General features: G+C 56.6%; 25 protein-coding genes, 1 tRNA gene and 1 pseudogene. 20 read left to right on the top strand and 7 right to left on the bottom strand.

What is annotated here, in order from left to right; translation table 11 throughout:
• Nucleotides 1–71: 71 nt before the first annotated feature.
• The 5 genes from ACN08Y_RS10620 (at nt 72) to ACN08Y_RS10600 (ending at nt 6220) form a co-directional block, all read left to right on the top strand.
• Entirely contained in the window at nt 72–512 is a 441-nt protein-coding gene (locus tag ACN08Y_RS10620; protein ID WP_419104985.1) for a hypothetical protein, read from the top strand.
• Between the two features lie 30 nt (nt 513–542).
• Complete coding sequence (locus ACN08Y_RS10615; protein ID WP_419112685.1) at nt 543–2000, top strand: TIGR01777 family oxidoreductase; 1458 nt, start codon at nt 543–545, stop codon at nt 1998–2000.
• A gap of 134 nt (nt 2001–2134) precedes the next feature.
• The gene (locus ACN08Y_RS10610) at nt 2135–4564 is read left to right on the top strand and encodes a 5'-nucleotidase C-terminal domain-containing protein (protein ID WP_419112684.1); all 2430 of its coding nucleotides are present in this window, start codon (nt 2135–2137) and stop codon (nt 4562–4564) included.
• Between the two features lie 244 nt (nt 4565–4808).
• The gene (locus ACN08Y_RS10605) at nt 4809–5096 is read left to right on the top strand and encodes a PLDc N-terminal domain-containing protein (RefSeq protein WP_419111184.1); all 288 of its coding nucleotides are present in this window, start codon (nt 4809–4811) and stop codon (nt 5094–5096) included.
• Between the two features lie 59 nt (nt 5097–5155).
• Nucleotides 5156–6220, top strand: a complete 1065-nt coding sequence (locus tag ACN08Y_RS10600; protein ID WP_419112683.1) for an NAD(P)-dependent alcohol dehydrogenase — start codon at nt 5156–5158, stop codon at nt 6218–6220.
• An 89-nt stretch (nt 6221–6309) separates the two neighbouring features.
• Here ACN08Y_RS10600 and ACN08Y_RS10595 read toward each other — a convergent pair whose 3' ends face one another.
• Entirely contained in the window at nt 6310–7386 is a 1077-nt protein-coding gene (locus tag ACN08Y_RS10595; RefSeq protein ID WP_419112682.1) for an alkene reductase, read from the bottom strand.
• A gap of 178 nt (nt 7387–7564) precedes the next feature.
• Here ACN08Y_RS10595 and ACN08Y_RS10590 point away from each other — a divergent pair, with 178 nt between their 5' ends.
• The 4 genes and pseudogenes from ACN08Y_RS10590 to ACN08Y_RS10575 all read left to right on the top strand — a co-directional run bounded on the left by ACN08Y_RS10590 (nt 7565) and on the right by ACN08Y_RS10575 (nt 9513).
• Nucleotides 7565–8503, top strand: a complete 939-nt coding sequence (locus ACN08Y_RS10590) for a DUF808 domain-containing protein (RefSeq protein WP_419112681.1) — start codon at nt 7565–7567, stop codon at nt 8501–8503.
• A 280-nt stretch (nt 8504–8783) separates the two neighbouring features.
• Nucleotides 8784–9035, top strand: a pseudogene (locus tag ACN08Y_RS10585) (type II toxin-antitoxin system death-on-curing family toxin); the annotation flags it as partial.
• Between the two features lie 48 nt (nt 9036–9083).
• Nucleotides 9084–9308 (top strand): hypothetical protein, encoded by a 225-nt coding sequence (locus tag ACN08Y_RS10580; RefSeq protein ID WP_419112680.1) that lies wholly within the window; start codon nt 9084–9086, stop codon nt 9306–9308.
• A gap of 37 nt (nt 9309–9345) precedes the next feature.
• Entirely contained in the window at nt 9346–9513 is a 168-nt protein-coding gene (locus tag ACN08Y_RS10575) for a hypothetical protein (RefSeq protein ID WP_419112679.1), read from the top strand.
• A 556-nt stretch (nt 9514–10069) separates the two neighbouring features.
• Here the strand turns inward: ACN08Y_RS10575 and ACN08Y_RS10570 are convergent.
• Nucleotides 10070–10156, bottom strand: a tRNA-Leu gene (locus ACN08Y_RS10570).
• Between the two features lie 135 nt (nt 10157–10291).
• On the opposite strand from ACN08Y_RS10570, the gene ACN08Y_RS10565 reads away from it, so the two are divergent.
• From ACN08Y_RS10565 to pknB, 8 genes are all read left to right on the top strand, one after another.
• Nucleotides 10292–10591 carry a YrhK family protein gene (locus tag ACN08Y_RS10565; protein WP_419100772.1) on the top strand — a complete coding sequence of 100 codons (300 nt, stop codon included), beginning with the start codon at nt 10292–10294 and terminating at the stop codon, nt 10589–10591.
• 221 nt (nt 10592–10812) lie between these two features.
• On the top strand, nt 10813–11619 hold the full coding sequence (locus ACN08Y_RS10560) for an FhaA domain-containing protein (protein WP_419104995.1): 807 nt from the start codon (nt 10813–10815) through the stop codon (nt 11617–11619).
• 3 nt (nt 11620–11622) lie between these two features.
• Entirely contained in the window at nt 11623–12114 is a 492-nt protein-coding gene (locus tag ACN08Y_RS10555) for an FHA domain-containing protein FhaB/FipA (protein WP_419111189.1), read from the top strand.
• Between the two features lie 3 nt (nt 12115–12117).
• On the top strand, nt 12118–13836 hold the full coding sequence (locus ACN08Y_RS10550) for a PP2C family protein-serine/threonine phosphatase (protein WP_419112678.1): 1719 nt from the start codon (nt 12118–12120) through the stop codon (nt 13834–13836).
• The gene (locus ACN08Y_RS10545) at nt 13833–15275 is read left to right on the top strand and encodes an FtsW/RodA/SpoVE family cell cycle protein (protein WP_419112677.1); all 1443 of its coding nucleotides are present in this window, start codon (nt 13833–13835) and stop codon (nt 15273–15275) included. Before ACN08Y_RS10550 ends, ACN08Y_RS10545 begins: the two co-directional genes overlap by 4 nt.
• The gene (locus ACN08Y_RS10540; RefSeq protein WP_419112675.1) at nt 15268–16710 is read left to right on the top strand and encodes a peptidoglycan D,D-transpeptidase FtsI family protein; all 1443 of its coding nucleotides are present in this window, start codon (nt 15268–15270) and stop codon (nt 16708–16710) included. Before ACN08Y_RS10545 ends, ACN08Y_RS10540 begins: the two co-directional genes overlap by 8 nt.
• A complete protein-coding gene (locus ACN08Y_RS10535) occupies nt 16707–18437 on the top strand; it encodes a protein kinase domain-containing protein (RefSeq protein ID WP_419100766.1) in 1731 nt (576 codons plus the stop codon). The genes ACN08Y_RS10540 and ACN08Y_RS10535 overlap by 4 nt, the downstream gene beginning before the upstream one ends.
• A gap of 27 nt (nt 18438–18464) precedes the next feature.
• Nucleotides 18465–20435 (top strand): Stk1 family PASTA domain-containing Ser/Thr kinase, encoded by a 1971-nt coding sequence (pknB, locus tag ACN08Y_RS10530; RefSeq protein WP_419111193.1) that lies wholly within the window; start codon nt 18465–18467, stop codon nt 20433–20435.
• 77 nt (nt 20436–20512) lie between these two features.
• Here the strand turns inward: pknB and ACN08Y_RS10525 are convergent, their stop codons facing one another.
• From ACN08Y_RS10525 to ACN08Y_RS10515, 3 genes are all read right to left on the bottom strand, one after another.
• A complete protein-coding gene (locus ACN08Y_RS10525) occupies nt 20513–21154 on the bottom strand; it encodes an aminodeoxychorismate/anthranilate synthase component II (protein ID WP_419100764.1) in 642 nt (213 codons plus the stop codon).
• Nucleotides 21155–21221: 67 nt separating this feature from the next.
• Nucleotides 21222–21383 carry a hypothetical protein gene (locus tag ACN08Y_RS10520; protein WP_419112674.1) on the bottom strand — a complete coding sequence of 54 codons (162 nt, stop codon included), beginning with the start codon at nt 21381–21383 and terminating at the stop codon, nt 21222–21224.
• 25 nt (nt 21384–21408) lie between these two features.
• Nucleotides 21409–22191 carry a class E sortase gene (locus ACN08Y_RS10515; protein ID WP_419112673.1) on the bottom strand — a complete coding sequence of 261 codons (783 nt, stop codon included), beginning with the start codon at nt 22189–22191 and terminating at the stop codon, nt 21409–21411.
• 127 nt (nt 22192–22318) lie between these two features.
• Here ACN08Y_RS10515 and ACN08Y_RS10510 point away from each other — a divergent pair, with 127 nt between their 5' ends.
• Together ACN08Y_RS10510 and ACN08Y_RS10505 are read left to right on the top strand one after the other, a co-directional pair.
• On the top strand, nt 22319–22594 hold the full coding sequence (locus tag ACN08Y_RS10510) for a cell division protein CrgA (protein WP_419100761.1): 276 nt from the start codon (nt 22319–22321) through the stop codon (nt 22592–22594).
• Nucleotides 22595–22601: 7 nt separating this feature from the next.
• Entirely contained in the window at nt 22602–22790 is a 189-nt protein-coding gene (locus tag ACN08Y_RS10505) for a hypothetical protein (protein WP_419100760.1), read from the top strand.
• A gap of 168 nt (nt 22791–22958) precedes the next feature.
• Here ACN08Y_RS10505 and ACN08Y_RS10500 read toward each other — a convergent pair whose 3' ends face one another.
• Entirely contained in the window at nt 22959–23498 is a 540-nt protein-coding gene (locus tag ACN08Y_RS10500) for a YceI family protein (RefSeq protein WP_419112672.1), read from the bottom strand.
• Nucleotides 23499–23611: 113 nt separating this feature from the next.
• The gene (locus tag ACN08Y_RS10495) at nt 23612–24526 is read right to left on the bottom strand and encodes a LysR family transcriptional regulator ArgP (RefSeq protein ID WP_419105004.1); all 915 of its coding nucleotides are present in this window, start codon (nt 24524–24526) and stop codon (nt 23612–23614) included.
• 60 nt (nt 24527–24586) lie between these two features.
• Between ACN08Y_RS10495 and ACN08Y_RS10490 the strand changes: the two genes are divergently transcribed.
• Nucleotides 24587–25219, top strand: coding sequence for a LysE/ArgO family amino acid transporter (locus ACN08Y_RS10490; protein ID WP_419111197.1), 633 nt, complete (start codon nt 24587–24589; stop codon nt 25217–25219).
• Nucleotides 25220–25570 lie beyond the last annotated feature (351 nt).

The following is a 25570-nucleotide window of genomic DNA, read 5'->3' as shown; positions in this document are numbered from 1 at the left end:
TGCTGGGTGGCTCCTAGGTGCGGGGCGGGTACAGTTGAAGACATAAGACAAACCCGCCCAGAAGGAGAACCGTGGCTATCGACCCAAACAATACCCAGATTAAAGAAACCGCTTTCGCACTGGCCCGTAAGTTTGGCTGGGCTTTAGAGTACAACGGTGGCTTAGAGCTGGACGGCGAATTCCTTGACGATGCTGACCTGTCCATTGAGCGGCCAGAGGACGGCACCCAGGTGGAGTACGTCCTCAATATCAGCTATGCAGATAGCACGGCCTACGGATTTACCCTCACCCGCGAAGCTGCGAGCGCCCCTCAGGCACCTAGTTTTGGGGCAAGTTTTAGCAAAGAAGCAAGGAGCTCCCTGGGGCAGTCTCATAGTTTTGCTATGGGTTCATTTGCCACCGATGGCCTACCGAGTGAGAACGCGATCACTCTGGCTGAGAAGTATTACATCACCACTTTGGCTGACCTGATTGAAGAGGTTGAGGCCAAGCTGAGGGCGCTAGCTCTCTAAAGACATCTATTGACCATTTTAGGAGTCCTCATGACCGGCAATTTTAGCTATACCTCAACCTATCCCTTTGATCTTGAGACGGTGCGTACCTGGTTTCATCGCCCGGGCGCGCTGACCCGAGCAACCCCTCACTGGGCTGGTCAGGTTCAGCAGGAAGGTAACCCTCAGGCTCCGGGGAGCATAGCGCGTACTAGCGTTGCGCTACCACTGACCTATGGCCTGCTTACCCTTCCCTGGCAGGCCCGCCATACAGCTGCTGAAGCCAACTCTTTTACAGATGAGATGGCTCGCGGGCCTTTTACTCGGTGGGAGCATACTCATAGTTTCTCCGCAGGTCATGAGCGTACCTTGGTTCGTGACGCGGTTGAGTTCCGGGTTCTGCCCGACTACAGCCTTGCTGGTTCAGACAGTAGTAACCGAGTGCTCACGGGCGCGGACTCGGCACTTCAGGCTATCTTGGGCGGGGGCGAGAAGGTCACCGGACCTGCTATTGAGCGTCAGCTAGAGCGTGTCTTTACCGCCCGCGAGCGCCGTATCACCGCCGACCTAAGCTTTCAGCAGCGCTATGCCAGGGAGCCGATGACCGTGGTGGTAGCTGGGGCCTCCGGCACGGTAGGCAAGCAGGTAACAGCCCTGCTGACCGGCGGTGGGCACACCGTCCGCACGCTGGTGCGCGGTAACGTAACCAGCGAGAACGAGTTTGCTTGGGATCCCGAGAGCGGGCAGATTGATGAGGCTGTTTTTGAGGGTGCCGATGCGCTGATTCATTTGGGCGGTGTCAGTATTAGCCAGCGCTTCACGGCGCAGAATAAAAAAGCGATTCTTCAGTCACGGGTAGGCTCTACAACGGTGCTGGCGCAGACTCTTGCTCGGCTGGCCGCTGAGGGCAGGGGGCCGCGTGTCTTTGTGTGTGCGTCGGCTGTCGGTTTTTACGGTTTGGGCAGGGGTGATGAGCTACTGACTGAGGATATGCCAGCTGGGAACGGCTTCCTGGCCGAGGTATGTCAGCAGTGGGAGGCTGCCTGCCAACCCGCCCGGGATGCCGGGGTGCGCGTGGTCAATGTGCGCACAGGCCTGGTGCAGTCGGTATTGGGCGGTATGCTACGCCTCCAGCTACCTCTCTTTGCAACCGGGACGGGTGGCTGGGTTGGGAACGGTCAGCAGGTGCAGAGCTGGATCAGCCTAGATGACATTGCCGGTATCTATGTGCACGCGGTGATGACCGAGTCGCTCAGGGGGCCGGTCAATGCGGTCGCTCCAGACCCTGTTACGGCCCGGGAGCTTGCTAAGACAGTGGGTGTGGCACTCAAACGCCCGGTTTTCCTGCCTGTCCCAAAGTTCGGCCCAGCCTTACTCTTGGGAGCCGAGGGCGCACAGGAGCTTGCCCTAGCAAGCCAGAACGCTAGCGCAGAAAAGCTCCTGGCGAGCGGCTACGTGTTTTTTGAGCCAGCGCTCCGCACGGCACTTGAGCACGAACTAGTTTCCTAGTTTCCCAAGAGGTCCATAGACCGCCTACCGGCAATGGCATTTCATCTAAAAGTCACTGCCTTCTGCCGGGCTTGTGCGCCACTTCGGGCTATCCTGTTGTGTAGCACACTCCCAAAAACACACGAAAGATAAGCATGGCTTCCTCTCTGTCACGCCGCCTTGCCGGTATTACCGCAACCGGCGCCACTGTTCTTGCCCTGGTGGTAGCTCCCCTACCGGGTGCTGGTGCCGCAGATTCAACAACTCTCACCCTGCTCAACATCAACGACTTTCACGGCCGTGTATCTACTAGCATCGCTATGGGCCTTGCTAACACGGTTCAGGCTGAGCGGTCGAAAGCGCACGGGGGTTCACTCCTGCTCGCCGCTGGTGATAACGTGGGTGCCTCCCTCTATGTTTCAAGCGTACAAAAGGATCAGCCCACCCTGGAGTACCTCAATGCCCTCGGCCTCAGAGCCAGCGCTGTAGGTAACCACGAGTTCGATGCCGGCGCTCAGGATCTCTTCAACCGCATTATCCCCGCCGCATCTTTTTCTTACCTGGGCGCTAACGTCCTCAAGACGGACGGCTCCCCTGCCCTGGAACCCTATTACATCACCGAGGTCAACGGCACCTCTGTTGCTGTGATTGGTGCAGTCACTACCGAGACCCCTCAGCTAACTGACCCGTCCCAGCTTGCCTCTCTACAGTTCACCGACCCGGTTGCTGCGGTCAATAAATACGCCGCCCAGCTCTCTGACGGGGACCCCTCCAACGGTGAGGCCCAAGTCATTGTTGCCGAGTACCATGAGGGCGTCAATACTGCTGATCCTGCCGGTGATGCCATTATCAACCAGACCAGCGCAAATGTTGATGTTATCTTCACAGGCCATACGCACCAGGAGTACGTGATTGACGGCGCTGTTCCCGGGCAGCCGGGCAAGACTCGCCCCGTGGTCCAGACCGGTAACTATGGCGATAACCTGGGTAAGATTGTCCTGAGGTTGAATGATGCAGGTGAGGTAACAGCCTATTCTTCTGAGCTGGTCAAACGTATGGATGCGCCCACTGCCGATCAGATTGCCGCTGATCCGGTACTGGCCCAGGTTAACACTATTGTCAGCCAAGCTAATTCTTATGCAACTGAGCAAGGCTCAGTCCTTGCTGGGCAGGTTGGCGCCCCTATTACCACTGGCTTCGATGCTGGCAAGGAGGCGCGGGGTGGGTTCGATATGCGCAACTACGAATCCACTATGGGCCACCTGGTTGCCGATATGTACCTGGCAGCCGCGAACTCAACCGGTCGCACACCCGCCGATATCGGCATTGTCAACCCCGGTGGCCTGCGAGATGAGCTACCCGGTGGCCTGCGCACCAGCCTGGGTCTGGCCGCTAACCAGAACGTGCGGGTCATGGATATCGTCAATGTCACCCCCTTCGCTAACAACCTGTGGACCACCGAATTGACCGGCCAACAGCTTAAGGCTGTGCTGGAAGAGCAGTGGCAGCAGAACGCCGCAGGCGAGATGGCTAACCGCCCCTACCTGCAGCTAGGTTTCTCGTCCAACGTCACCTACACCTACACCGGGTCTACCGATGCAGCCGGGTACGCAACTCGCGGCTCAAATATCCTCGATGTGTATGTGAACGGTAAGAAGGTAGAAGATACCGATACCTTTACCGTCGCTATCCCCAGCTTCCTGCTCGGTGGCGGCGATAACTTCAGTACTTTTACCCAGGGCACCAACCCCAAGGATACGGCGCTGGTGGATTCTGATGCCTTCGTGAATTATTTCAAGGCAAACGGAACCGTGAACCCCAACTATGCCAAGCAGGCTGTTAAGGTCCAGGACCTGGCAGCAGGCTACGACGTAAATGGCCAGCTCACGTTCTCGCTGGCTGACCTGAATGTACGGAGCTTCGGCGTCCCTGCACTGACCGAACTTAAGGTCACCATTGATGGTATTGAGGTGGGCACCGTTGAGGTAGCCGCAGACGGCACCGCAACTGTAGCTCTAGATTTGGCGGGTCAGGGCATTACCGCCGGGCAGCATGAGATTGAACTGGCCGATCCCAGCGATGTCACAGGCACCCTTGTTCGCCTGAGCGCCAAGTTCACAGGCTCCTCCGCTGAGCCCCCTGCACCGGTTGAGCCCCCTCAGCCTACTCCCACCGCTGATCCCACAGACCAGCCGGCTCCTAGCCCCAGTCAAGGGGCAGTAACCCCGGCTCCGAAGACAAGCAGCGCCCCGGCCCCCACCACTCCTGAAACCCCTTTTACCTACGAGAACTGTGCCGCTGTCTGGGATAAGCTAGGTCGCCCCATTGGCTCCGACGAAGCCGGTTTCCACAAGGGATTGGACGCCGATGGTGACCAGCTCGGGTGCGAGCTGAACCCCAACTACACCAATAGGGCAGAGGACGGTAGCACGGTGAAGGCCTCATCTGGCGCTACTAAATCAAGCTCTGCTTCGTCAAACCGCCTGGCTAACACCGGCTTTACCGCCAGCCTGATTGCCGCCGCTGGCGGCCTGGCTCTGCTAGCTGGTGTAGCTGTTCTTCGGGCAGGTCGCCGCAAGGCATAGAGGCTTGTTCATCAGGGGTAGGTAAGGCAGGCTCAGGCTCGTTGCTGGCCCTCTCACCTGGTTCGCTAGCGTTCACAAGGTGATTCACGCCAGCCCCGGAGCCAGCAACTTCGATGTGATCCTGGAGCACCTTAGGAATAGGCCCCTTGCCAAGGCCCTCTGAGGTAAACCCTTAGCGGGTGCCCTCTCCCCAGCGGAGCAGGCACCCGCGCTTTCTTTAAGCCCGGTAGTTACAATGGTGGGTATGCCTCACCCCACCGTGACCCTTCTTGCCACAGAAACCAGCTCCACCGTCAGTGTTTTCGGCTGGTTCTTCTACCCCATTCTTTTTCTGTCTTTAGGTTTGGCCCTGTATTGTGTGTTCACTATTCACCGCCAGAGCCACCTGACCGAGATACAGAAGCTCAAGTGGGTTCTCTTCACCCTTTTCCTACCCCTGGTGGGTCCGCTGGCCTACTGGTTGCGGTTGCGGGCCGACCGGCAGCAGCTCTTGGCAGCACCTCGTCACTCTGAGGGTGAACCCGAGGCCTAAAAGTCTCGAGCAGGGCGTAGAGTTAGAGCTACCCTGGCAGATTCACACAAAGGAAAGTTATGCCCTATACCGTCAAAGCCCTGCAAAAATTTGGCCCCGACCAGCCTTTTAAGGTCACTGAGCTTGAGCGCCGGGACCCCCGTGAAGATGATGTTGTCATCAAGATTGAGGCAGCAGGTATCTGCCACTCCGATATTCACACGATTCATAACGAGTGGGGTGAAGCCCATTTCCCCCTGGCTGTGGGGCATGAGATTGCCGGCACCGTTGAGGCGGTAGGCTCGGCTGTTACCAAGTTCAAGGTAGGCGACCGCGTAGGTGTGGGGTGTCTGGTCAATTCCTGCGGTGAGTGCGAGCAGTGCGCCGCCGGGTTTGAGAACAACTGCCTGAACGGGGCCGTGGGAACCTACAATTCCAAGGATGTTGACGGCTCTATCACCCAGGGTGGTTATTCCCAGAAGATCACCGTCAATGAGAGGTTTGTGCTGAATATTCCCGATGCTCTTGAGTTCGATGTGGCCGCTCCCCTGCTGTGCGCTGGCATCACCACCTTCTCGCCTCTGGCTCGCTGGGGCCTTAAGCCCGGCGCTAAGGTCGCTATTCTGGGCCTGGGGGGCCTGGGGCATATGGGTGTGCAGATTGCTGCCGCCATGGGTGCTGAGGTAACGGTTCTCTCCCGCAATCTGAAGAAGGCTGAGGCCGCCGCCGCGCTGGGCGCTTCCCGTACCCTGGCAACCAGTGAGGAAGGTTTTTTTGAGGAGCACCGCGGGAAGTTTGACCTGATCCTCAACACTATTTCTGCCCCCATTGATTTGGATTCCTACCTGGGCTTACTTAAGCCCCGTGGCATTATGAGCGTGGTGGGCCTGCCGCCGGAGGCTCTCTCCCTCCACATGAACCGTCTGATTGGCGGCGGCAAGGTACTGACCGGCAACAATATCGGCGGTATTCCCGAGACTCAGCAGATGCTGGATTTCTGCGCCGAGCACGGTATTGCCGCTGTGATTGAGAAGGTCGGTGTCGATCAGGTCGATGAGGCCTACGAACGTGTCACCGCGGGCGATGTCCAGTTTCGCGTAGTCATTGATACGGCAACCTTTGAGAAGGCAGAAGTCAGCGCCTAGCACGTCTGCTCAGATCTCATGAGCCGCCTTCTTTCCCTTGATATCAAGGGGAAAGAGGGCGGCTCTTTTATATGCCTGAATAGTTATATTTACGAGTCGGCAAAGGGGTAGTCGGTGTAGCCCTGAGCGCCGGGGGTGTAGAAAGTTGCCATGTCGGGAGCAGTGAGTTCTAGGTTTTCCTGCCAGCGGCGTACCAGGTCCGGGTTGGAAATGAGCAGGCGGCCAACTACTGCGGCATCCGCTAGGTTACCCTCAACGATACGCTCTGCCTCGGCACGGTCGGTTACCTCAGCGAACCCGCTGTTGAGCAGGGTGAAGCCACCGAAGGCCTGGCGCAGGTGGGCAACAAAGTCCCCCTCAATATCTGCGTGCAGGATTGAGAGGTAGGCCAGGTCCAGGTCGCTGATTCCCGCCAGGAGAGCGTCGTAGGTTGCTAGAGTCTCGGCGCGGTTATCTTCAATGTTGCCTTGGACGTTGTGCTCGGGTGAGATACGCAGGGCGGTGCGATCGGCACCAATAGCATCGGCAACGGCGCGGACCACCTCAATAACCAGACGGGCACGATTTTCGGGTGAACCACCGTAGGAGTCAGTGCGCTGGTTGGCTGAGGGGGCAAGGAACTCGTGGAGGAGGTAGCCGTTGGCACCGTGAATTTCTACGCCGTCCATACCGGCTTCAATAGTGTTGCGGGCAGCTGTCACGAACTCTTCCACAATGCGGGGCAGTTCATCTGAGTCAAGGGCACGTGGGGTGGGTACGTCTTCGCGGCCGTTAGCACCGTGCAGGGTAACGCCGGGGGCAATGGCACTGGGCGCTTCAGCCTGTTCACCCTTGTTGATGGTGGGCAGGGTTAGGCGACCACCGTGCATAATCTGCATGACGATGGTACCACCGGCGGAATGTACGGAGTCAGCTACACGGCGCCAGCCAGCGATCTGGTCCTGGGTGTGGATACCGGGTTGGCCGAGGAAGGCCTGACCAACGTGGCTGGTGCGGGTGCCTTCAGTGACGATGAGGCCAGCACTGGCTCGCTGGGTGTAGTACTCTACGTGTAGGTCGCTGGGCACCCCGTCTAGTCCCGCGCGGGAGCGGGTGAGGGCTGCCATGGTGATGCGGTTCTTGAGGGTAAGTGAGCCAGCCTGTGCTGGTTCAAAGAGGGTGGTCAATGGGGTGCCTTTCGTGAGCCTAATGTACGCAGTGCATAACTGTTTCCATGCCCCGCTTATTCCCTCAGAGCTGGCATAAGATACCCCGGGAGCGAAAATGTGCCCAGGGCCCTAGTGGGTTCTCGCAGGTGGGGCACTATTCTTAGAGGCAGATATTCACTTTTTCCAAGGAGTTACTATGGCCGGTGGTTTAGCCGCTTTACTTGATGATGTTGCCGCTCTAGCTAAGCTAGCGGCAGCTAGCACCGATGATATTGTGGCAGCTACCGGTCGAGCCAGCATTAAGGCTGCTGGCGTGGTGGTTGATGATGCGGCAGTAACACCTCAGTATGTGCAGGGTGTTGAGCCTAAACGTGAGCTACCGATTATTCGGAAGATCGCGGTGGGTTCACTGCGGAATAAGCTGATTTTTATTCTGCCAGCGGCTCTTGTACTCAGCCAGTACCTGCCCTGGACCCTCACTCCCTTACTCATGATCGGCGGTACCTACCTGTGCTTTGAGGGCGCTGAGAAGGTTATTGAGTTACTTTCCCCGAAGGAAGACGTAGAGGTTGAGGCTCCAGTCCTCCTTGCAGGCCCGGAGGCCGAGAAGAAGGTTGTTTCCGGCGCGGTACGCACCGACTTTATTTTGAGCGCGGAAATCATGGTGATTGCGCTCAATGAGGTTGCTAGTGAGGGTTTCTGGTCGCGGGCTATTATTCTGGCGATTGTTGGTGTCGCTATCACCGTAGCGGTTTATGGTGCGGTGGGCCTGCTGGTCAAGATGGACGATATCGGCCTGCATATGGCTCAGAGCAAGTCTGCTGGTGCCCAGAAGTTTGGCCTGGGCCTGGTCAAGGCCATGCCGGTCCTGATGAACATCATTTCTATTGTTGGTACTTTCGCCATGCTGTGGGTGGGTGGCCACATTATTCTGGTTGGCCTGGATGAGCTGGGCTGGCATGCTCCTTACGGCTTTGTTCACCACCTGGAGCACTATGGCACCCTGGTTCCTGCTTTGAGCGGTGCGCTGACCTGGTGCATTAATACTTTCTGCTCCATGGTTTTGGGTACGATTTGGGGCGGTTTCATTGCCCTGGTTATGCACTTCCTGCCGATAGGTAAGAAGCACCACTAGCCTGCTGAGGCATACCAACATGACTACCAGCGCACCAGAAACCACCACCAGCCAGGACTTCCAAGAAGTCTTAGAGACAGTTCTCGACAGGCTGGAAGGAGTAAACGCTATCCTGGCTACCCAGTAGCCCAGCCGCCCCTCTCATGCGGTATATAGCCCTATCTGAAGCCCTAGCGGTCCACGCCCGTCTAGTACCCGGCAAGCATCTAAAACCTGGTGAGGAACATCTGCTAGAAAGCGCTCTCGCCCGACCAGCTACGCAGGGCACGAACTCTACCCTGGTATCTTCGATAAGGCCGCAGCTCTCCTAGAAGCACTGGTCCAGAATCACCCTTTCACGGACGGCAATAAGCGCACTGCCTACACCTGCACCGTCCTTTTCATGTACCTGAACGGCTGGGATATGCTTTCCCCGCAGGAGCTAGAAGACAGCCAGCAGGCCCAGTTCGTTGTTCAGGTAGCAGAGCACGCCCTGACCTTTGAGCAAATAGCCCAGCAACTAGAAAGCTGGTCAGTGCCTCGTAGCAGGTAAAGCAAGAACTGACCCATCGTGTTGTTGGTCTCTGTTAATCTGGGAGCCATGAGCACCAGCCCACAGTTCCCAGCGCTCGCACCCGAAGCCCTAGACCACCTCTCACAGTCCCTAGACGGCTACACAGCCAGCTCCCACCCTGCTCACCGCGGTTTGGTCGCCCGCCACGCTATCCGCGCCCTCACAGCTCTCCAGGCCCATGCGTGGGAACAGGCCGCCGAAACCCTGGGCACCCAGCCACCCACAAGCCGTTGCTACCCTCAAAGCCTCTAACCCTTACCAGCAACCCACAGGTGACACCCTGGCTTCTTTGGCTCGGGAGGTTCTAGCCCAGGTTCCTGTACCTCTGACCATCGACAACCAGCACGACACAGACAAGCCCACCACTGCCCAGGGGTGCCCTACCTGTGGCGACCCGGTAGACGAGAGCACAACCGGTTCTTACTGTTCCCTGTTCTGCCAGCACCAAGCCCTCTAGACCCTGCCCCGACCAGTCCAGTCACCAACAAACAGCCAGGCACTCAACCTATACCAGCACACCCAAGGGGTTTAGAACCCAACTCGACAAGAAGCACAAGCTCCACAAGAACACAGCACAAGGCATCTACCGGCGTAAGGCACCAGCCGGCACAACAAAGGGTCTGCCCATTCAACAGCCCCCGCGACCCCATGTGAAACCCCAAGAACAACCCACACCCCAAGGAGAGCCTAAGAGCCAGGCACCTAGTCCCTCAACGGGGTCTTTTCCCCTGACCTGGTCCGTCTGTCGCTCGGGCTCTGTACGGTGCCAGGGCCTTTGAAAGTTTTAATTGTTCCCTGAGTCTGAGCGGAAACTTGCCTGATTACCGGGCGCTCGCAGGCTTCTAAGATAGGCCCCTTGTTGGCATCGGGCAGGGTTCTCTAGCCCTGGTTCTCACCTGCTTTGATACAGGGTTGCTGGGCAAACGAGTATCAAATCAGTATCACAGAGCTGTTTAGGGCAGAGAAAAACCCGTTTTCCCTGGCTCTCACCTGGGGAAACGGGTTTATTTTCGTGGTGCGCAAGGGGGGACTTGAACCCCCACGATCTTGCGATCACTGGCACCTGAAGCCAGCGCGTCTGCCAATTCCGCCACTTGCGCATTATTCTTTTTTGAGTTGCTCAATGGGCAACGAAGATAACTATACACGCTAGAGACCGACACGTCTACTTGAGGGTCTTATGGCATCCAGCACATTAGGGGCCTTCTGGTTGTAAGGCGTGAAATGATGGAACAATGAATGACTCAGCCCAGGATATAAGACTGACTTTCGGCCGTGACGAGCTCATTATTCAAGGCCGCTACGAAACGCTCTCAATCTGTAACGATATCCTCATCGGACTTATTTTCCTCATCGGGTCCTTTCTCTTTTTCTCGCAAGAAACCGTTGAGACAGGGACCTGGTTTTTTGTTGTCGGCTCAGCTCTCATGCTCGTACGCCCCTGCATACGGATCAGCAGGAGAATCCATCTCAAAAAACTTCATGGGACACCCAGTGGGCTACAGGCGACTCAGCCCGGAGCTTTTGATAACTAATGAAATGGGGGTGACCAGCCACCCTGGCTATAACCCCATAGGGCCCTCAGATTTAAGAGGGGTAAGTAGCAGGTATTTACCAGCTTGTCTCGGGGAGTTTTTACGGTTATCCACTAGACTAGATTCTTAGGCTATACGCTAACCCTGCGTATTAACCAGTTTCAGAGCGCCCGCTATCTTCAGGGTGGTAAGCCTGATATGTGATGTTGAAGGAGGCAAGCATGGGGTTCATCGACAAACTTGAACAGGGCCTAGAAAAGGCCGTGCGCGGCACCTTCGGCAAGGGTGGCACCTTTGAGCCGGTTGATATCGCTAACCGTCTGCGTACCGAAATGGACAACAAGGCCTACGCCGTATCCAATGGCCGCACCCTGGCACCCAACGTTTTTACCGTAGAGTTCTCAGCCCCTGATTTTTCACGGGCCCAGCAGTGGGGTGTGCCCCTAGCTGAGGAGCTGTGCGATGTTGTTATCCGCCACGCCCGCGACCAGGGCTATTCCTTGCGCGGTTCTGTGCGCGTGACGTTCACCCTGGGTGAGCAGCTAGAACCCGGTGATTTTGAAGTCACGGGTTCCCAGCAGAAGGTTGCCTCCCCCCAGGAGGCCCCGGCACAGCACCTTCCGCCTGCTGTTGCCCAAGATTCCCTGCCCTCGCGTATCAGCAAGCCAGCCGCTCCACCTCCTACCGAGCCAGTCCCGGCTCACAAGCTCCCCCAGCCCAAGCGACCGGCCCCCAAGCCACAGGTTGTGCTTGAAATTAACGGCGAGCGCCTTGCTGTAAAGGATCTGCCCGTCACTCTGGGGCGCGGCTCAAATGCCGATATTACTGTTGAGGACACCGGCGTTTCCCGCCGTCACCTTGAAATCGTTCAGCAGGATGACACCTACCTGGCTGTTGATTTGGGGTCAACCAACGGGTCCTACGTTAATGGGCGGCGTTTGATTGGCCGCGTTGAAATTAAAAACGGCGCGGTGATTGAAATGGGTCGTGCTCGTATCATTTTCCGTCTCATGGTCCGTAAGGGGTAGCTTGTGGCATCTGAAATAACCGTGACGGTTTTGCGTTTTGCCTTCCTTATTCTGCTGTGGCTTTTTGTCTTTATGGTGCTTGCCGCTTCTCGCCGTGATTTGGGTGTGGGGCGTAATGTTCGTACTACCCGAGCCCAGATGGACGCGCCGATGGCGGCTGTCCCGCCGACCCCGGCCCACCCAGCTCCCACAGTACCCCCGGTTCGACCTTCACTCTTGACTATTGTTGACGGCGCCCAGGCAGGTGCCAGCATGCGACTGGGTAATTCCCCGGTGACGATCGGTCGTGCCACCGACATTGAGGTTTCTTTACAGGACGACTACGCTTCGGGTCGTCACGCCCGTCTCTTTCCGCAAGGGTCCCGCTGGTTCCTTGAGGATATGGGTTCCACCAACGGCACCTTTATTGGCGATCAGCGACTCACCCGCGCCACCCCTGTTCAGGTGGGGCAGCCTTTCCGTGTGGGTCGCACAACCATGCAGTTGAAAGACTAGTTAATGAGTATCGCTTTCCGTTTTGCGGCTCGATCCGATGTGGGTCGTGTGCGCTCTAAGAACGATGACTCCGGCTACGCCGGGCACTACCTAGCGGTAGTTGCCGACGGTATGGGCGGCCATGTTGGTGGCGATGTCGCATCTGCTACTACGGTCCTCGATTTGGCTCCGCTTGACCGTGCAGGGTTTGAGGGCAATGCCGGAATCTACCTGGCCGATGAGATTGTGAACGCCAACATCATCATGAACGAGCTAGTGGGCCTCAACCCTCGACTGGCCGGCATGGGGACCACCTGCACGGCCTTGCTGATTGACGGTGACCAGATTGAGATGGCTCATATCGGCGACTCGCGGGCCTACCGTTTGCGTGACGGCATTTTTGAGCAGATCACGACCGACCACACTTTTGTTCAACGTCTTGTGCAGGAGGGGCGGATTAGCCCCGATGAGGCTGAGCTTCACCCGCACAAGAATGTGATTATGCGCGTCTTGGGCGATGTCGATGCCTCCCCTGAGCTGGAGCTTCGCACTTTAGATGCCCAGGTGGGCGAGAAGTGGCTCTTGAGTTCCGATGGGCTGGATGCTGTGGTCTCAGTCCAGGAGATTGAGGCTGTTATGCGGTCAACCGGTGACCTGCGCCAGATGGTTGATGTGCTGGTTGATATGACCCTAGAGCGCGGTGCCCCCGATAATGTCACCGTTGTCGCCCTGTCGGTCATTAATGAGGACTCCCTGTCGGCGGCGGTCACTGCACCGCAACCGATTATTCCGGTGCGTAAGTACGGGGCTGACGGCAAGCTTGTGGGTGTTCATCCCACCCTTGAGCAGGAATCTGGTGTTCAGCTATCTGAGCAAACCGTCGAAGAAACAAACGTAAACACCGATGACAGCACCAACGGGGGCAGTTCTCGCCATCAGGCTCCTTGGCGGCGGCGGATGCCGCAGCACGCTAAAGTACACAACGCCCTGCGTCATGGTAAGTGGCGTGGTGAGTCCTTTACAGACGGCGTGCTCAATACTATGAGCGTTAAAGCCGGCGTGGATACTTCGCACCCGGTAACTGATGGTGCCGAGGATGTGCCGACCCCCGCTTCTATTCTTCGTCAGGAACTTTCTGAGCGCCCCCACGACCTGGTGGGATCAGCTGCGAACGCTACCCAGACCGGCATGATTCCGGCTGTTACCGCGCGAACAGCGAAAACGCTGAGCACTCTGTCGCATCCGGCAGAGGACCAGTCTGTGGAGCCCGCTGAGCTACCCGAGGAGTACCGGGCTGCCCTCAGTAATCTGGTGGAACCTTCCCCCCACCGCTGGCCCATGCGCATTTTTGTGGTTGTACTAACCCTGGCTGTCGCTCTTGCTACTGTCTGGAGCTTTGTCGCCTGGACCGGTGAACAGTACTACGTGGGGGTTAAAGACAACCACGTCGCGGTCTTTAACGGTATTAACCAGACCCTTGGGCCTATCACTCTTCACTCTGTGGTTGAGGAAACTGATATTGAGGTCAGTTCGCTGCCCGAACATTCGCAGACCAGGCTCACCAGCACGATTACTGCAAGGAATCAGGCTGATGCCGAACAGATTGTAAAAAATCTTCGGGAGCAGGTTCCCTCCGAGGTGGAGCCTGGGTCGGTAACTACCGCTTCACCGAGTGCATCGGCCTCTGCGCCTATCCCGTCTGCATCGCCAACAGCTAGTCCCGGACAAGGAGGTAACCAGTGAGCGCACCCAAACCGGTCGATGTGCCCCGCTCCCGCCGTTTCACCGAGTTCGTGCTGACGGCTCTTGCAGTTTTGCTCTGCCCTGCTGCCATGTACCTGGTTGATGCAGAAGCGGTGCTGGCCAATCGTATGTGGCTTCAGGCGCTTATTATCCAGGGTATTGGTGCCCTGATACTGCACACTGTGATGTACATTCGGGCTCGCTATGCTGACCCCTTTATCCTGCCTATTGCGGTTGCTCTCAACGGCCTGGGGTTAGCCATGATTTACCGCATTGACCTCACTACCCCGGCGAATGCTGGCTCAACTCAGCTCATGTGGACCGGCCTGGCCATGGTAGTTTCTGCCATCGTCCTGTTTTTCCTGCGGGACCATAGGGTACTCCGCAAGGTCACCTATATCTCTCTCACGGTATCTTTGGTCTTGCTCATCCTTCCCTTGCTGCCACTTATTGGCACCGAGATTAACGGCGCCCGTATTTGGATCTCGGTTGGTGGGCGTACCTTCCAGCCCGGCGAAATCGCTAAAATTACGCTGGCTATATTCTTCGCCGGTTATCTCTCAGCCCACCGGGATCTCATCATGCTGGCGGGTAAGAAGATTGGGCCAGTGCGCCTACCCCGATTCAAAGATATGGCACCCATGATGATAGCCTGGCTTGTTTCTTTGGGTGTTCTGGTCTTCCAGCGTGATTTGGGTTCCGCTATCCTCTTCTTCGGCATCTTCTTGGCTATGCTCTTCCTAGCCACCGGACGCCTAACCTGGGTTGCGCTGGGGTTGCTCTTCGTAGCGGCAGGTGGCTTCCTAGCCTATACCTACATCTCCCACGTCTACTACCGAATTAACTCCTGGGTTCATGCCTTTGACCCCGAGATTTATAACCAGCCGCTGGGCGGTTCCGGGCAGATCGTCCAGGGCCTGTTCGGGCTGGCCTCGGGCGGCCTCTTTGGGCGGGGCTGGGGCAATGGGCGCCCTGATCTGGTCTCCTATTCCAACTCAGACATGATTATCACAGCGTTGGGTGAGGAGCTGGGTCTCCTGGGTCTGGGCGCTATTCTCATGCTTTTCTTGTTGCTGGTCTCTCGCGGCTTTCGCGCAGCCTTGGGAACGCGTGATGCTTTCGGTAAGTTGCTGGCCTCTGGTTTCTCAGCACTCATCGTTATTCAGCTTTTTGTCGTCATCGGCGGTGTGACCCGCCTGATTCCGCTGACCGGCCTGACGACACCTTTCATGTCAGCCGGCGGCTCCTCCCTTCTCTCTAACTGGGTTATTGTCGCTATTTTGCTAGCTATTTCCCATACTGCTCGCGCCCCCCATGTGGTCGAGGCCTTCGACGAAGCAGATAGCATCAACTACGACGGTCGTGAAGCTGAAGGGGCTACCGCCGTCATATCTCGTATCTCTGAAAGCAACCGGGCAGGAGGTTCTCGCGGTGAATAAAGCAATCCGTAGGGCCTGGATAGCCGCCTCGTGTGTCTTTGTACTTCTCTTAGGCACTTTGACCTACATCCAGTTCTTTGACGCCAAGAGTTTGCAGGCCAACGCCTGGAACTCCCGTACCCTCTACGAAAGTTACGGCTCGCAGCGTGGTTCTATCGTGGTGAACGGTGTCGATATCGCTTCATCGGTTGAGTCGAATGATGGCTACGCTTTCCAGCGTACCTACTCTGCCCCTGAGCTTTACGCCGGAATCACTGGGTACTATTCCTCGATCTATGGGGCGACCGGCCTTGAATCAGCAATGAACGAGCAGCTCTCGGGTAACTCCGATGCCCAGTTCTACGATCGTCTAGCCCAGATGTTTACCGGGGGATCTTCCCAGGGGGCAAGTGTTGAGCTTACTATCGACCCGGAACTTCAGCAGTTGGCCTATACCCTCTTGGACGGTCATAAAGGTGCAATCGTGGCTCTGAACCCCAAGACCGGTGAAATTCTGGCTATGGTGTCAACTCCCTCCTATGACCCCAACGCTCTTTCCTCCCATAATTCTGAGTCGGTGCTGGCCCAGTACGCGACCTTAAATGAGGACTCCAACCACCCGCTCTATAACCGAGCTATTGCCGGTGATACCTACGCGCCCGGTTCTACCTTCAAAATTATTGATGCTGTAGCCGCCCTGGAGTCGGGTAAATACGATGCAAATTCTGTGATTGATAACCCCCAGAACCTCACCCTGCCCAATACCAACGTCACTCTGCCTAACTATGTAGGTGGTCAGTGCTCAACCCAAACCACTGCCACTATAGAGTGGGCGTTAGCACAGTCCTGCAACACTCCTTTTGCGCAGATTGCTATGGACCTGGGTGAGGATACAATCGCGCAGACAGCTAAGAACTTTGGGTACGGCCAAGACCTACGGATTCCCTTGCCTGTTTCCCAGTCTGTCTTCCCCACCAACATGGAGAAAAGCCAGCTAGCACAGGCGGCAATTGGACAGTACGATGTGAAGACCACCCCTTTGCAGGTTGCCATGATGAGTGCCGCGATTGCTAATGACGGTGTGCAAATGAAACCTAACCTGATTCGGTCGGTTAAATCCCACAACCTGAGTTCGCTCTACGAGTTCTCCGCTGAGGAGCTAAAAAGATCGACTTCAGCGGATGTCGCCAACCAGGTTACCGATTGGATGGTTAACGATGTTGATAACGGTATCGCCTCGGCGGCTTCCGTGAACGGTGTCAAGGTTGCGGGTAAAACGGGAACTGCTGAGATCGGTGATAGCGGCTTAAATAATTCCTGGTTCACGGGTTTCGCGCCGGCGGACGACCCGCAGGTCGCTATCGCGGTAGTCTATGAAGGTGTAGACGTCACAATAGGGGCGCAGCTTGCTGCTCCCGCAGGTAAACAACTTTTTGAGGCGGTGTTAAAGAAGTGAGGCCTTCGGTAGATGTGACTCTCGGTGGTCGCTACACCCTGACTGAGCGTATCGCTATTGGCGGTATGGGCGAGGTCTGGAAGGCGCGCGATAAGGTTCTAGGCCGCACCGTCGCCGTTAAAATTCTGAAAGAGGAATATACTGGCGATCCCGGTTTCCTAGAGCGGTTCCGTGCCGAGGCGCGCCACACCGCCCTGCTCAATCACCCCGGTGTCGCTAACGTCTTTGACTACGGCGAAGAAGACGGCTCTGCCTACCTGGTCATGGAATTGGTGCCGGGCGAACCGCTTTCTAACATTATTGAGCGCGATAAGCAGCTCCCGGCTGACCGTATCCTCAACATCATGGCGCAGACTGCCCGCGCTCTGGCCGCAGCCCACGCGCAGGGCTTGGTTCACCGTGACGTCAAACCGGGCAACCTGATTATCACCCCCGATGAGCGTGTTAAGGTTACCGACTTCGGTATTGCCCGACTGGCTGATCAGGTACCTCTGACCGCAACCGGCCAGGTTATGGGCACCGCCCAGTACCTCGCTCCTGAGCAGGCTACCGGCCAGCAGGCTACGCAGTCTTCCGATATGTACTCCCTGGGTATTATCGGCTACGAGTGCTTGGCGGGCCGTCGCCCCTTTACTGGCGAGTCACAGATTGCTATTGCTCTTGCCCAGGTAAACGATCCTCCGCCACCGCTACCGCAGGACGTACCTGCACCAGCGGCAGCACTGATTATGTGCCTGCTCTCTAAGGACCCCGCCGACCGCCCTGAAACCGCCACCGCTCTGGCCTCAGCCATTGATGCGATTAGACGGCGGGATATTCCTGCGGCTGTTAAGGCTGTACCGCCCCTAGGGCATTTCCTCCCTCAGGGTGCTGATACTCAAGCAACACAGGTGATGACTGCACCCACGAGTGTCACCTCCGCGGCGGCACGGTTTGGTTCTGGTGTCCGCTATGAGCCTGAGCCCACAACGGCCCGTGTTCCCAGTGCCGCCCCCCTGCCACCCGGTGGCTACCCACCGCGGGCTGTGGAGCAGAAGAAAAAGAACCCCTGGGGTTGGGTCTCCTTGGTTTTGGCCTTACTGCTCATTGCGGGCGTTGTCTGGTTTGTGGTCTTTAACAACAGCCAGCCTCAGGTGACCGATACCCCCAAGCCAACGGCGTCGGGAACGGTGTCTACGGTAAGCGCTTCGCCTACCCCCGGTACCGAAACAACGACTCAGCAAGACACCCGCGTTGAAATCACTTCTGCTGACTTTGAAGGCCGTGCCCTCGATGAGGTAGTCAACCAGCTGGCAGGAATGGGGTTCTCCACACGGACCACAGGTGTTACCTCCGACGCTGCGGTTGATACTGTACTCTCGGTATCACCAACCGGTAGTGTGAAAGTGGGCGAAACCATCACCGTTCAGTACTCTACAGGGCCCAAATCTGTGACCCTACCCAGTAATCTGGAGGGTACAAACTCGGAAGATGCAATCGCGGCGATTACCACCCTGGGTGTCAATGTTCAGATTCACTTTGAAGAGAGCAGTAGCGCCCAGGAAGGTACCGTGCTGCGCACTTCCCCCACCTCAAGCTCACGCGTTGAGGTCGGCAGCAGTGTTGATGTCTATGTGGCTAAGGCCCCGGCCAGCACCACAGCTTCCCCGAGCGCTTCAACCAGCGCCCCGTCAGATAATAACGATTCCGGGTCAGACTCATCGAGTGACACCGGAACCGGCAACTAGATTCCACCGGAAATGATAGGTGACTACATGGACCAGCAGGTTCCTGAAACTATCGATCAGCGTTACGAGGTTGGGGCCGTTATCGGCTCCGGCGCAATGGCAACTGTCTACGAAGCGGTTGATACTCGTCTGGGTCGAAAGGTTGCGCTGAAGGTTCTGCGGACTGAGCACGCTCAGGACGCTATTTTCCGTGCTCGCTTCCAGCGTGAAGCGGAGGCTGTTGCAGCTCTCAACCATCGCTCCATTGTGGCCGTGTACGATACCGGGGCTTTTGATATCCAGTCAGGAAGTAGCCAAGTATCAGTTCCTTTTATGGTGATGGAGCTTGTTCAGGGTACAACCCTGCATGAGGCAATCTCAAACGGTGACGTTGATCAGGCCCTGGCTCTTGCTTACGGTGTGCAGATTCTGGAGGCTTTGGAGTACAGCCACAGCGCCGGAATTATCCACCGCGATATCAAGCCAGCTAATGTGATGATTCTTCCGCAGACCGATGAGGATAAGCAGCTTGGGGAGCCCTCCCAGATCAAGGTGATGGACTTCGGTATCGCTCGCGCGGCTGAAGAGGCCAGTGACGCGATTACTAAGGCTAACACCGTCATGGGTACAGCACGTTATATCTCTCCTGAGCAGGCTCGCGGCCAGACAGCTGACGCCCGTAGCGATGTCTATTCTGCCGCCTGTGTGGTCTATGAGATGCTTGCAGGCTGCTCACCCTTTGATGCTCCCACGAATGTCGAGCTGGCGGGTAAGCACCTGAGTGAAGCCCCTCAGCCTCCCAGTACCTATGCTGCGGAAATTTCGCCAGCTTTGGATCAGGTTGTTCTCAAGGGCCTGAGCAAGAATCCAGCGGACCGCTACCAGAGCGCCGCAGAATTTGCTGAAGCTCTCAAGTCAACCGATGGGGCAACCGTTCCGTTTGATGTCCAGGACCCCACCGAGGCTACCGCCGCTTTTAGTGCCGCTGGCCTGGGCACTACCCTTGCGAGCGCGGCTGCTCTGCCTGATCATAAGCGTGAGACGGAGGAAGCCGGTCTTGGCAGCTTCTTTGACTCAGCGCAAGAAGAGTTCACCGATGAGGAGCTGTACGGGTACGGCTACGGCGAGGATGCCCTTAAGGCGCGTAAGAAGCGTCGTAGGAGTGCGTGGGGTAAGGCTCTTACCACTCTGCTAATTATCTTCCTTGCGGCCTTTGGTGTGGGCTCTGTGCTCTACTACCAGGCTGAGCTCAATAAGGTTCCTACGCATGTGATCCCGGCTGTTCAGGGCCAGACCAAGGAGGAAGCTGAGACTCAGCTTCGCAACCTCAACTATGTTCTTAAGTTTGAGGAGGAGCATTCTGACAGTATCCCGAAGGGTTCTGTTATTAAGACTTCTCCTGTGACCGGGCTTGAGGCTGAGGAAGGTACCGAGATTGTGGTTACGGTGTCTTCTGGTCCTTCGGTTCTGATGATTCCCGGTAATTTGGAGGGCCAGAGTGAGCAGTATGTCCGTGAGACTCTGACGGCCGCTGGCTTTGTTCCTGGCCGTACAACTACAGTCAATAGCCCGACTATTCCTGCTGGCATGGTTATTGGGGTTACTCCTGAGTCTGGTGCGCAGGCCGATGCTGGGTCAACCGTTGATATTATTCTGTCGAATGGCAAGGTAGAGGTTCCTAGCCTGGTTGGTTTGAGCAGGGATGCGGCTATTGCGGCTCTTACTTCTGCCGATACGCTTCTGAGCACCAACATTGAAACCGTCACGACGTCTGCTCAGCCTGCGGGTACCGTTGTGTCGCAGAGTGCGGCGCCTGGCACGCTGGTGGAGCAGGGCTCAACGATTACTATCCGTGTTGCAGTTGCTCCGGCACCTACGGTTGCGCCTGCGCCTACGGCTGCTGCAACTAGCCAGCCTGCTGCAACTACTCAGCCTGCTGCGTCACCGTCGCCTAGCTCTTCGAGTGCAGCTCCAAGGCCTGCGCCTAGCACTAGTAGTAGCAATAAGGACAAAGAGTAAGCCAGAGGGTCTATATCAGTAAGAAGCCTCCCTCCCCAGTTGCGGGGAGGGAGGCTTACTGATATGAGCTGGGTGTATTAGGCGTTGCCTTCGATAAGGGGTGAGAGGGCGGCTCCCTTGGCGGCGGCGCCTTCTAGTCCTACTTCTTCGAGCCAGTTACCCAGCATGAGGTAGCCGCCTTCAGTGAGCACGGATTCGGGGTGGAACTGGACACCGTGCATGGGTGCTTGCTTGTGGCGTAGGCCCATGATGATTCCCTTATCGGTACTGGAGGTAACCTCGAGTTCCTGCGGCAGGGTATCGGGTTCTACAGCCAGGGAGTGGTAGCGGGTAGCGGTAAAGGAGCTGGGTAGGCCTTTGAAGACTGACTGGCCGGTGTGGACGAGTTGGGAGGTCTTGCCGTGCATTAGTTCGGGGGCGTGGCTGACAACTCCGCCGAAGGCTTCTGCGATCGCTTGATGCCCCAGACAGACCCCAAGGAGGGGTTTGTGTTCTTGGGCGGCCCAGGTGATGGTGTCGATGATGACTCCGGCATCTGCGGGGGCACCGGGCCCGGGCGAGATAAGTAGACCGTCGTGCTCTTGGGCGAGGGTGATGGTTTGTTCGAGGGTGAGCTCGTCGTTGCGGATGACGGTGGTTTCGGCACCGAGTTGCTGGATATAGCCGACCAGGGTGAAGACAAAACTGTCGTAGTTATCGATAACGAGGATTTTGGTCATGGTGCGCCCTTTCGTGATGCTGCCTTGATTCTATCGCAGGCAGGTTTTGGCCTGCCGGGGTGGGGGGTTAGTTCCCTATGGTCACCTCGGTGCCGAAGGGGCTGTAAGGAGCAAGGTAGGGGAAGACGTATTCCATGAGCCCGTAAACGGCCAAGCAGATGAGCGCGATGGCAGTGATGATACGGACCCAGAGGGGGCCGGGCAGGTGGCGGAAAATCCAGGCGTACATGGTGGTGTGTCTTTCGGGTCAGTTTTTAGGAGCCGGCAACAGAGGCGATTTCGGAGGGGGGTCCGGCCTGGTTGGGTTGCCAGCTGACGAATTCTGCGTGGACGATGTAGCGTTCGGTGCTGCCGTAGCGCGGGTGGCAGCTGGTGAGGGTGAGGAGGCGGCGGGTGGCTTCTTCGACGGGGGCTTCTAGCTGGTCTGGGTTGGGGGCTATAACCTCTACCTGGCTGGGGAGGACGATCTGTGACTGGTAGACCCGGTAGGTGTAGTAGCCTTCGGCAGTACGGATATAGATGTTGTCTCCGGTTTGGAGTTGGTCGATGTGGTCAAGAACAGCACCGTTGGTTTGCCGGTGCCCTGCGAGGGCGAAGTTTCCGTAGGCCCCGAGCGCCTGGCTTTCGGGGTAGTGCCCTAGTCCGAGAGTGTCGAGCACGTCGCTGCCTACTCCCTCTGCCAGGGGGCGGGTATAGTCGGCACCCAGCCTAGGGATATAGACCACTCCGTAAGCTTGTCCATAGCTGGGAGATAGGGTGAGCGTCGGGTTGGCTGGGTCGTAGGCGGGTATTTCTGCTGTTTTGGCGGAGTCTGGTGTGGTCGGGTTGAATTCTTGAATTAGCCCTTGGACGGTATCGCCCTGGATCCGGTTGGCGGCCAGGTTGGTCCACCAGAGTTGCCAGGCCACGAAGAGAAGCAAGATGAGTCCGAGGGTAATAAGGAGCTCACCCACGACCGAGAGTGTCAGTTGCAGCGGGGTACCTTGAGCTGCCGCTTGGGGGCGGGGTGACGTTTGGGGTGCTGACTTTGAAGTCAAGGTTGTACCTCGGCAGGTCGAAAGGGGTGTACCGTTACAATGTTAGAACTTTTTATGGTGCTAGAGCTAAAATCGTTGTGACCGTACTTTATTGTCAACTGCTGGGGCACCCCCTACTGGAGGAAATGTGGCTGAGTCTAAGTCAATCCGCGATGAGGATCTTGAAGAGGCGGAGCTTCGCCGCATCGCTGAGTCTATGTATAGCGATGAGGAGTTTCCCTCACCTACGCCGCTCTGGTACCGGGTGATTATGTTCTCCCTGATTATTCTGGGTGTGCTGTGGATTATCGTTTTCTATATCACCCAGTCTCTGTACCCTGTTCCGGGTATCGGCAACTGGAATATTGGTATCGGTATCGGGCTGATGATGATTGGCCTAATGATGACGACTCGCTGGCGTTAGGTTGAGCGTGGCTGATAAGAAACCTGAGGTCACGAATCCCGCTAATCTTGCCCCTGTTGACCCGAACGAGCCCTTAGATGAGCGCCCCGATATAAGGGCTGCTCGATTTGAAACTAAGTTGCGGCGTTGGGCGCTCTTTGGCGTGGTAGCCGCTATCGCTCTTTATTTTGCATGGCAGGCTGTAACCGGCTCTTAGCGCCTGGCTTAGAAAACAGGTTTAGAAGAACTCCGTTTCTGCCCTGAGAGGGCGGGGCGGAGTTTTTCTGTGCATACTAAAAGGCCTGCTCTCCGCTACCTTACGGTAGCAGAGGGCAGGACCACATGACACACAGTGTTCTCGTCGACGCTCTTGCGCCGGGAGTCTTTAGGACTCGGGGGCGATGAAGGCGACATCCAGGTTGATGACCACCTTATCGGAAACAAGCACTCCGCCAGCTTCTACAGCGGCGTTCCAGGTAATACCGAAGTCCTTGCGGGAGATGGTGGTGGTTACCGAAGCACCAGCGCGGGTGGCACCGAAGGCGTCAACAACGGCACCGGTGAATTCGCCGGTGAAGGTGACAGGGCGGGTCTCACCCTTGATGGTGAGATTGCCAGCGATGGTGAGGTCTTGACCGTCAAGCTCAAAGGAAGTGGAGGTGAAGATCATCTCGGGGTGGTTTTCTGCGTCGAAGAAGTCAGCGCCGCGCAGGTGGCCGTCGCGGTCTGCGTTACCGGTGCTAACGGAGTCCATGCCTACGGTAGCTTCTACGGTTGATTCTGCAATGTTTTCAGCGATGGTGAGCTCTGCTTCAACCTGGCTAAAGCTGCCGCGCACCTTGGTGATACCTGCGTGGCGGACGGTGAAACCGACTTCTGAATGGGTTGCATCGTAGTTCCATGTGCCGGTAGTCAGTTCTGCCATGATTTTCTCCTTGTCTAGGTGTTTTCTTTCAACACCATTTACTTTACATGTAAAGTTTTAGGAATACAAAGCCACCGACTGCTTTAGACAGAAAATTTTTTACAGCAGCACTTCTACCTCAGAACACCCTCCCGAGAAGCCGCAGAATACACGCGCTCACCTAATCTCTCCAAGACAGGTGAACTAATCTTCCAGTGCTGCCAATAGAGGGGCACATCAACCGGCTCTGCAGCCAGCTCCACCAGCTCACCATTCTCCAGCTCACGAACACACTGAACCTCCGGAATGATCCCCCAGGCCATACCCGAAAGCACAGCTCTAACATAGTCCGGGGAGCTGGGCAGGTAGATAACAGGAGGGGTAAGTAATTCCTGCCGCCCCAATCCAAACCGGTCAAGGAGCAGTTCTTGCGCCGAAGCAAGGCCAAAATCCTTACGATCAAATTCCACAAGAGGGGCAAGGCCCAACTGTTCTACAGTAACTGCCGGGTAATCCGGGAAATGACGGTCAATATAGGCGCGCGAAGCCACTACCCGGTAGCGCAGCACCCCGAGCCGCTCGACGGCACACCCTGGGATGGGTTCCGGGTTGGAGGTAAGCGCTGCCATTACCTCACCAGAACGCAAGAGGGCAGATGAGTGATATTCAGCTTCCCGGCGAACGTCGCAAAAGATCCGATCCTCGGTAGCCAGCTCCCCCACCGCACTGAGAAACCAGGTAGCTAAAGAGTCTGCATTGACAGCCACAGCTACGCTCTGGGAACCTTCAGCGCCACCGAGTTCACGCATCATTTCGGTATGCAGGAACTCGCTCTGGCGCGCCACCCGCAAAACGCTCTGGCCCGCCTCGGTAGCAACAACAGGGTTAGTTCGCTTGAGAAGGACTTTACCGGCGAGCTGTTCCATAGCTTTCACACGCTGTGAAATAGCAGAAGCACTGACCCCAAGAATGTCTGCGGCGGCCTCAAAGGTCCCATATTCAATGACGGTGACAAAGGTTTGTAGCTGGTCGGTAGTAAAACGTATCATAAGTAAATCTTATGCTATTTAATTTTCATTAGATGGCATTATTGGTTGAGGTCACCTACGATGGGTTGCGTGGTAGCAGCAAATTTTTTAGCACCCGTGCTTATGGGATTGGGGACGTCCCTCTCTCTCATTGTGGCTATTGGGGCGCAGAATGCCTATATCCTCAAGCAGGGTATTATTGGCCGTTTTATCTGGCCTATCGCCCTGTTCTGCATTTTCTCTGATGCCCTGCTCATTGGGCTGGGCGTTCTTGGTATGGGTGCCCTGGCTGATTCTGCCGTATGGGTTCTTGAAGTTCTACGCTGGGGTGGTGGGCTCTTCCTAGTTGTCTATGGCCTTTTCGCTGCTCGGCGGGCTCTATGCCCTTCTGTGCTGACAGTCACGAGCAAGGAATCAGGTCCGCAGACCCTGGCCAAGGCTCTGCTACTTGCTGCTGCCATGACCTACCTTAACCCTCACACCTACCTCGACACCATTGTATTTATCGGTGGTCTTGCGGCCCAGCAGGGAGATAGCCGCTGGTTCTTCTATGCCGGAGCTGTCGCGGGGAGCGTCCTCTGGTTCACCTTCTTAGCCTCCTGTAGCCGCTTTCTTCGCTCCGTCTTTGCTAACCCTAAGGCCTGGCGTGTACTCGATGCCGGTATTGCGGCACTCATGTTCTTCCTGGCCTACCAGATTATCTTTAGTGCGTAAAAATAGACATTCATGCTTGCCCTTTATGGGGGAACCAGAGGTTTCTAGCCTGCACCCTTGGTTACCGACTTTTCTACACTATGTGGCTCTTCTTCTGTTTCTAGGGGCACAGAGAACCAGCAGTAGCCTTCAGAAGAAGTAACCCTTTGGGCGCAGAGTAGGCGGTGGAGGGAACTTTATGATCGGCCAGATGTGCGGTGTTTTACCTTATTTTTTGAGCAGGCAGGAATTTGGGGCATGAAAAAGCGAGGGAGTCTAGAGCGTTAGCTCTAGACTCCCTCGCTGAATAACCAGGGGTTATTATTTCAAAACCATACAGTGGACGCAAACAAACAAGCACAAAACAAAAAA

Source organism: Rothia sp. P5764, assembly GCF_048512965.1.
In the GTDB taxonomy this organism is placed as follows: domain Bacteria; phylum Actinomycetota; class Actinomycetes; order Actinomycetales; family Micrococcaceae; genus Rothia.
This window is presented reverse-complemented; position numbering and strand designations above follow the sequence as displayed.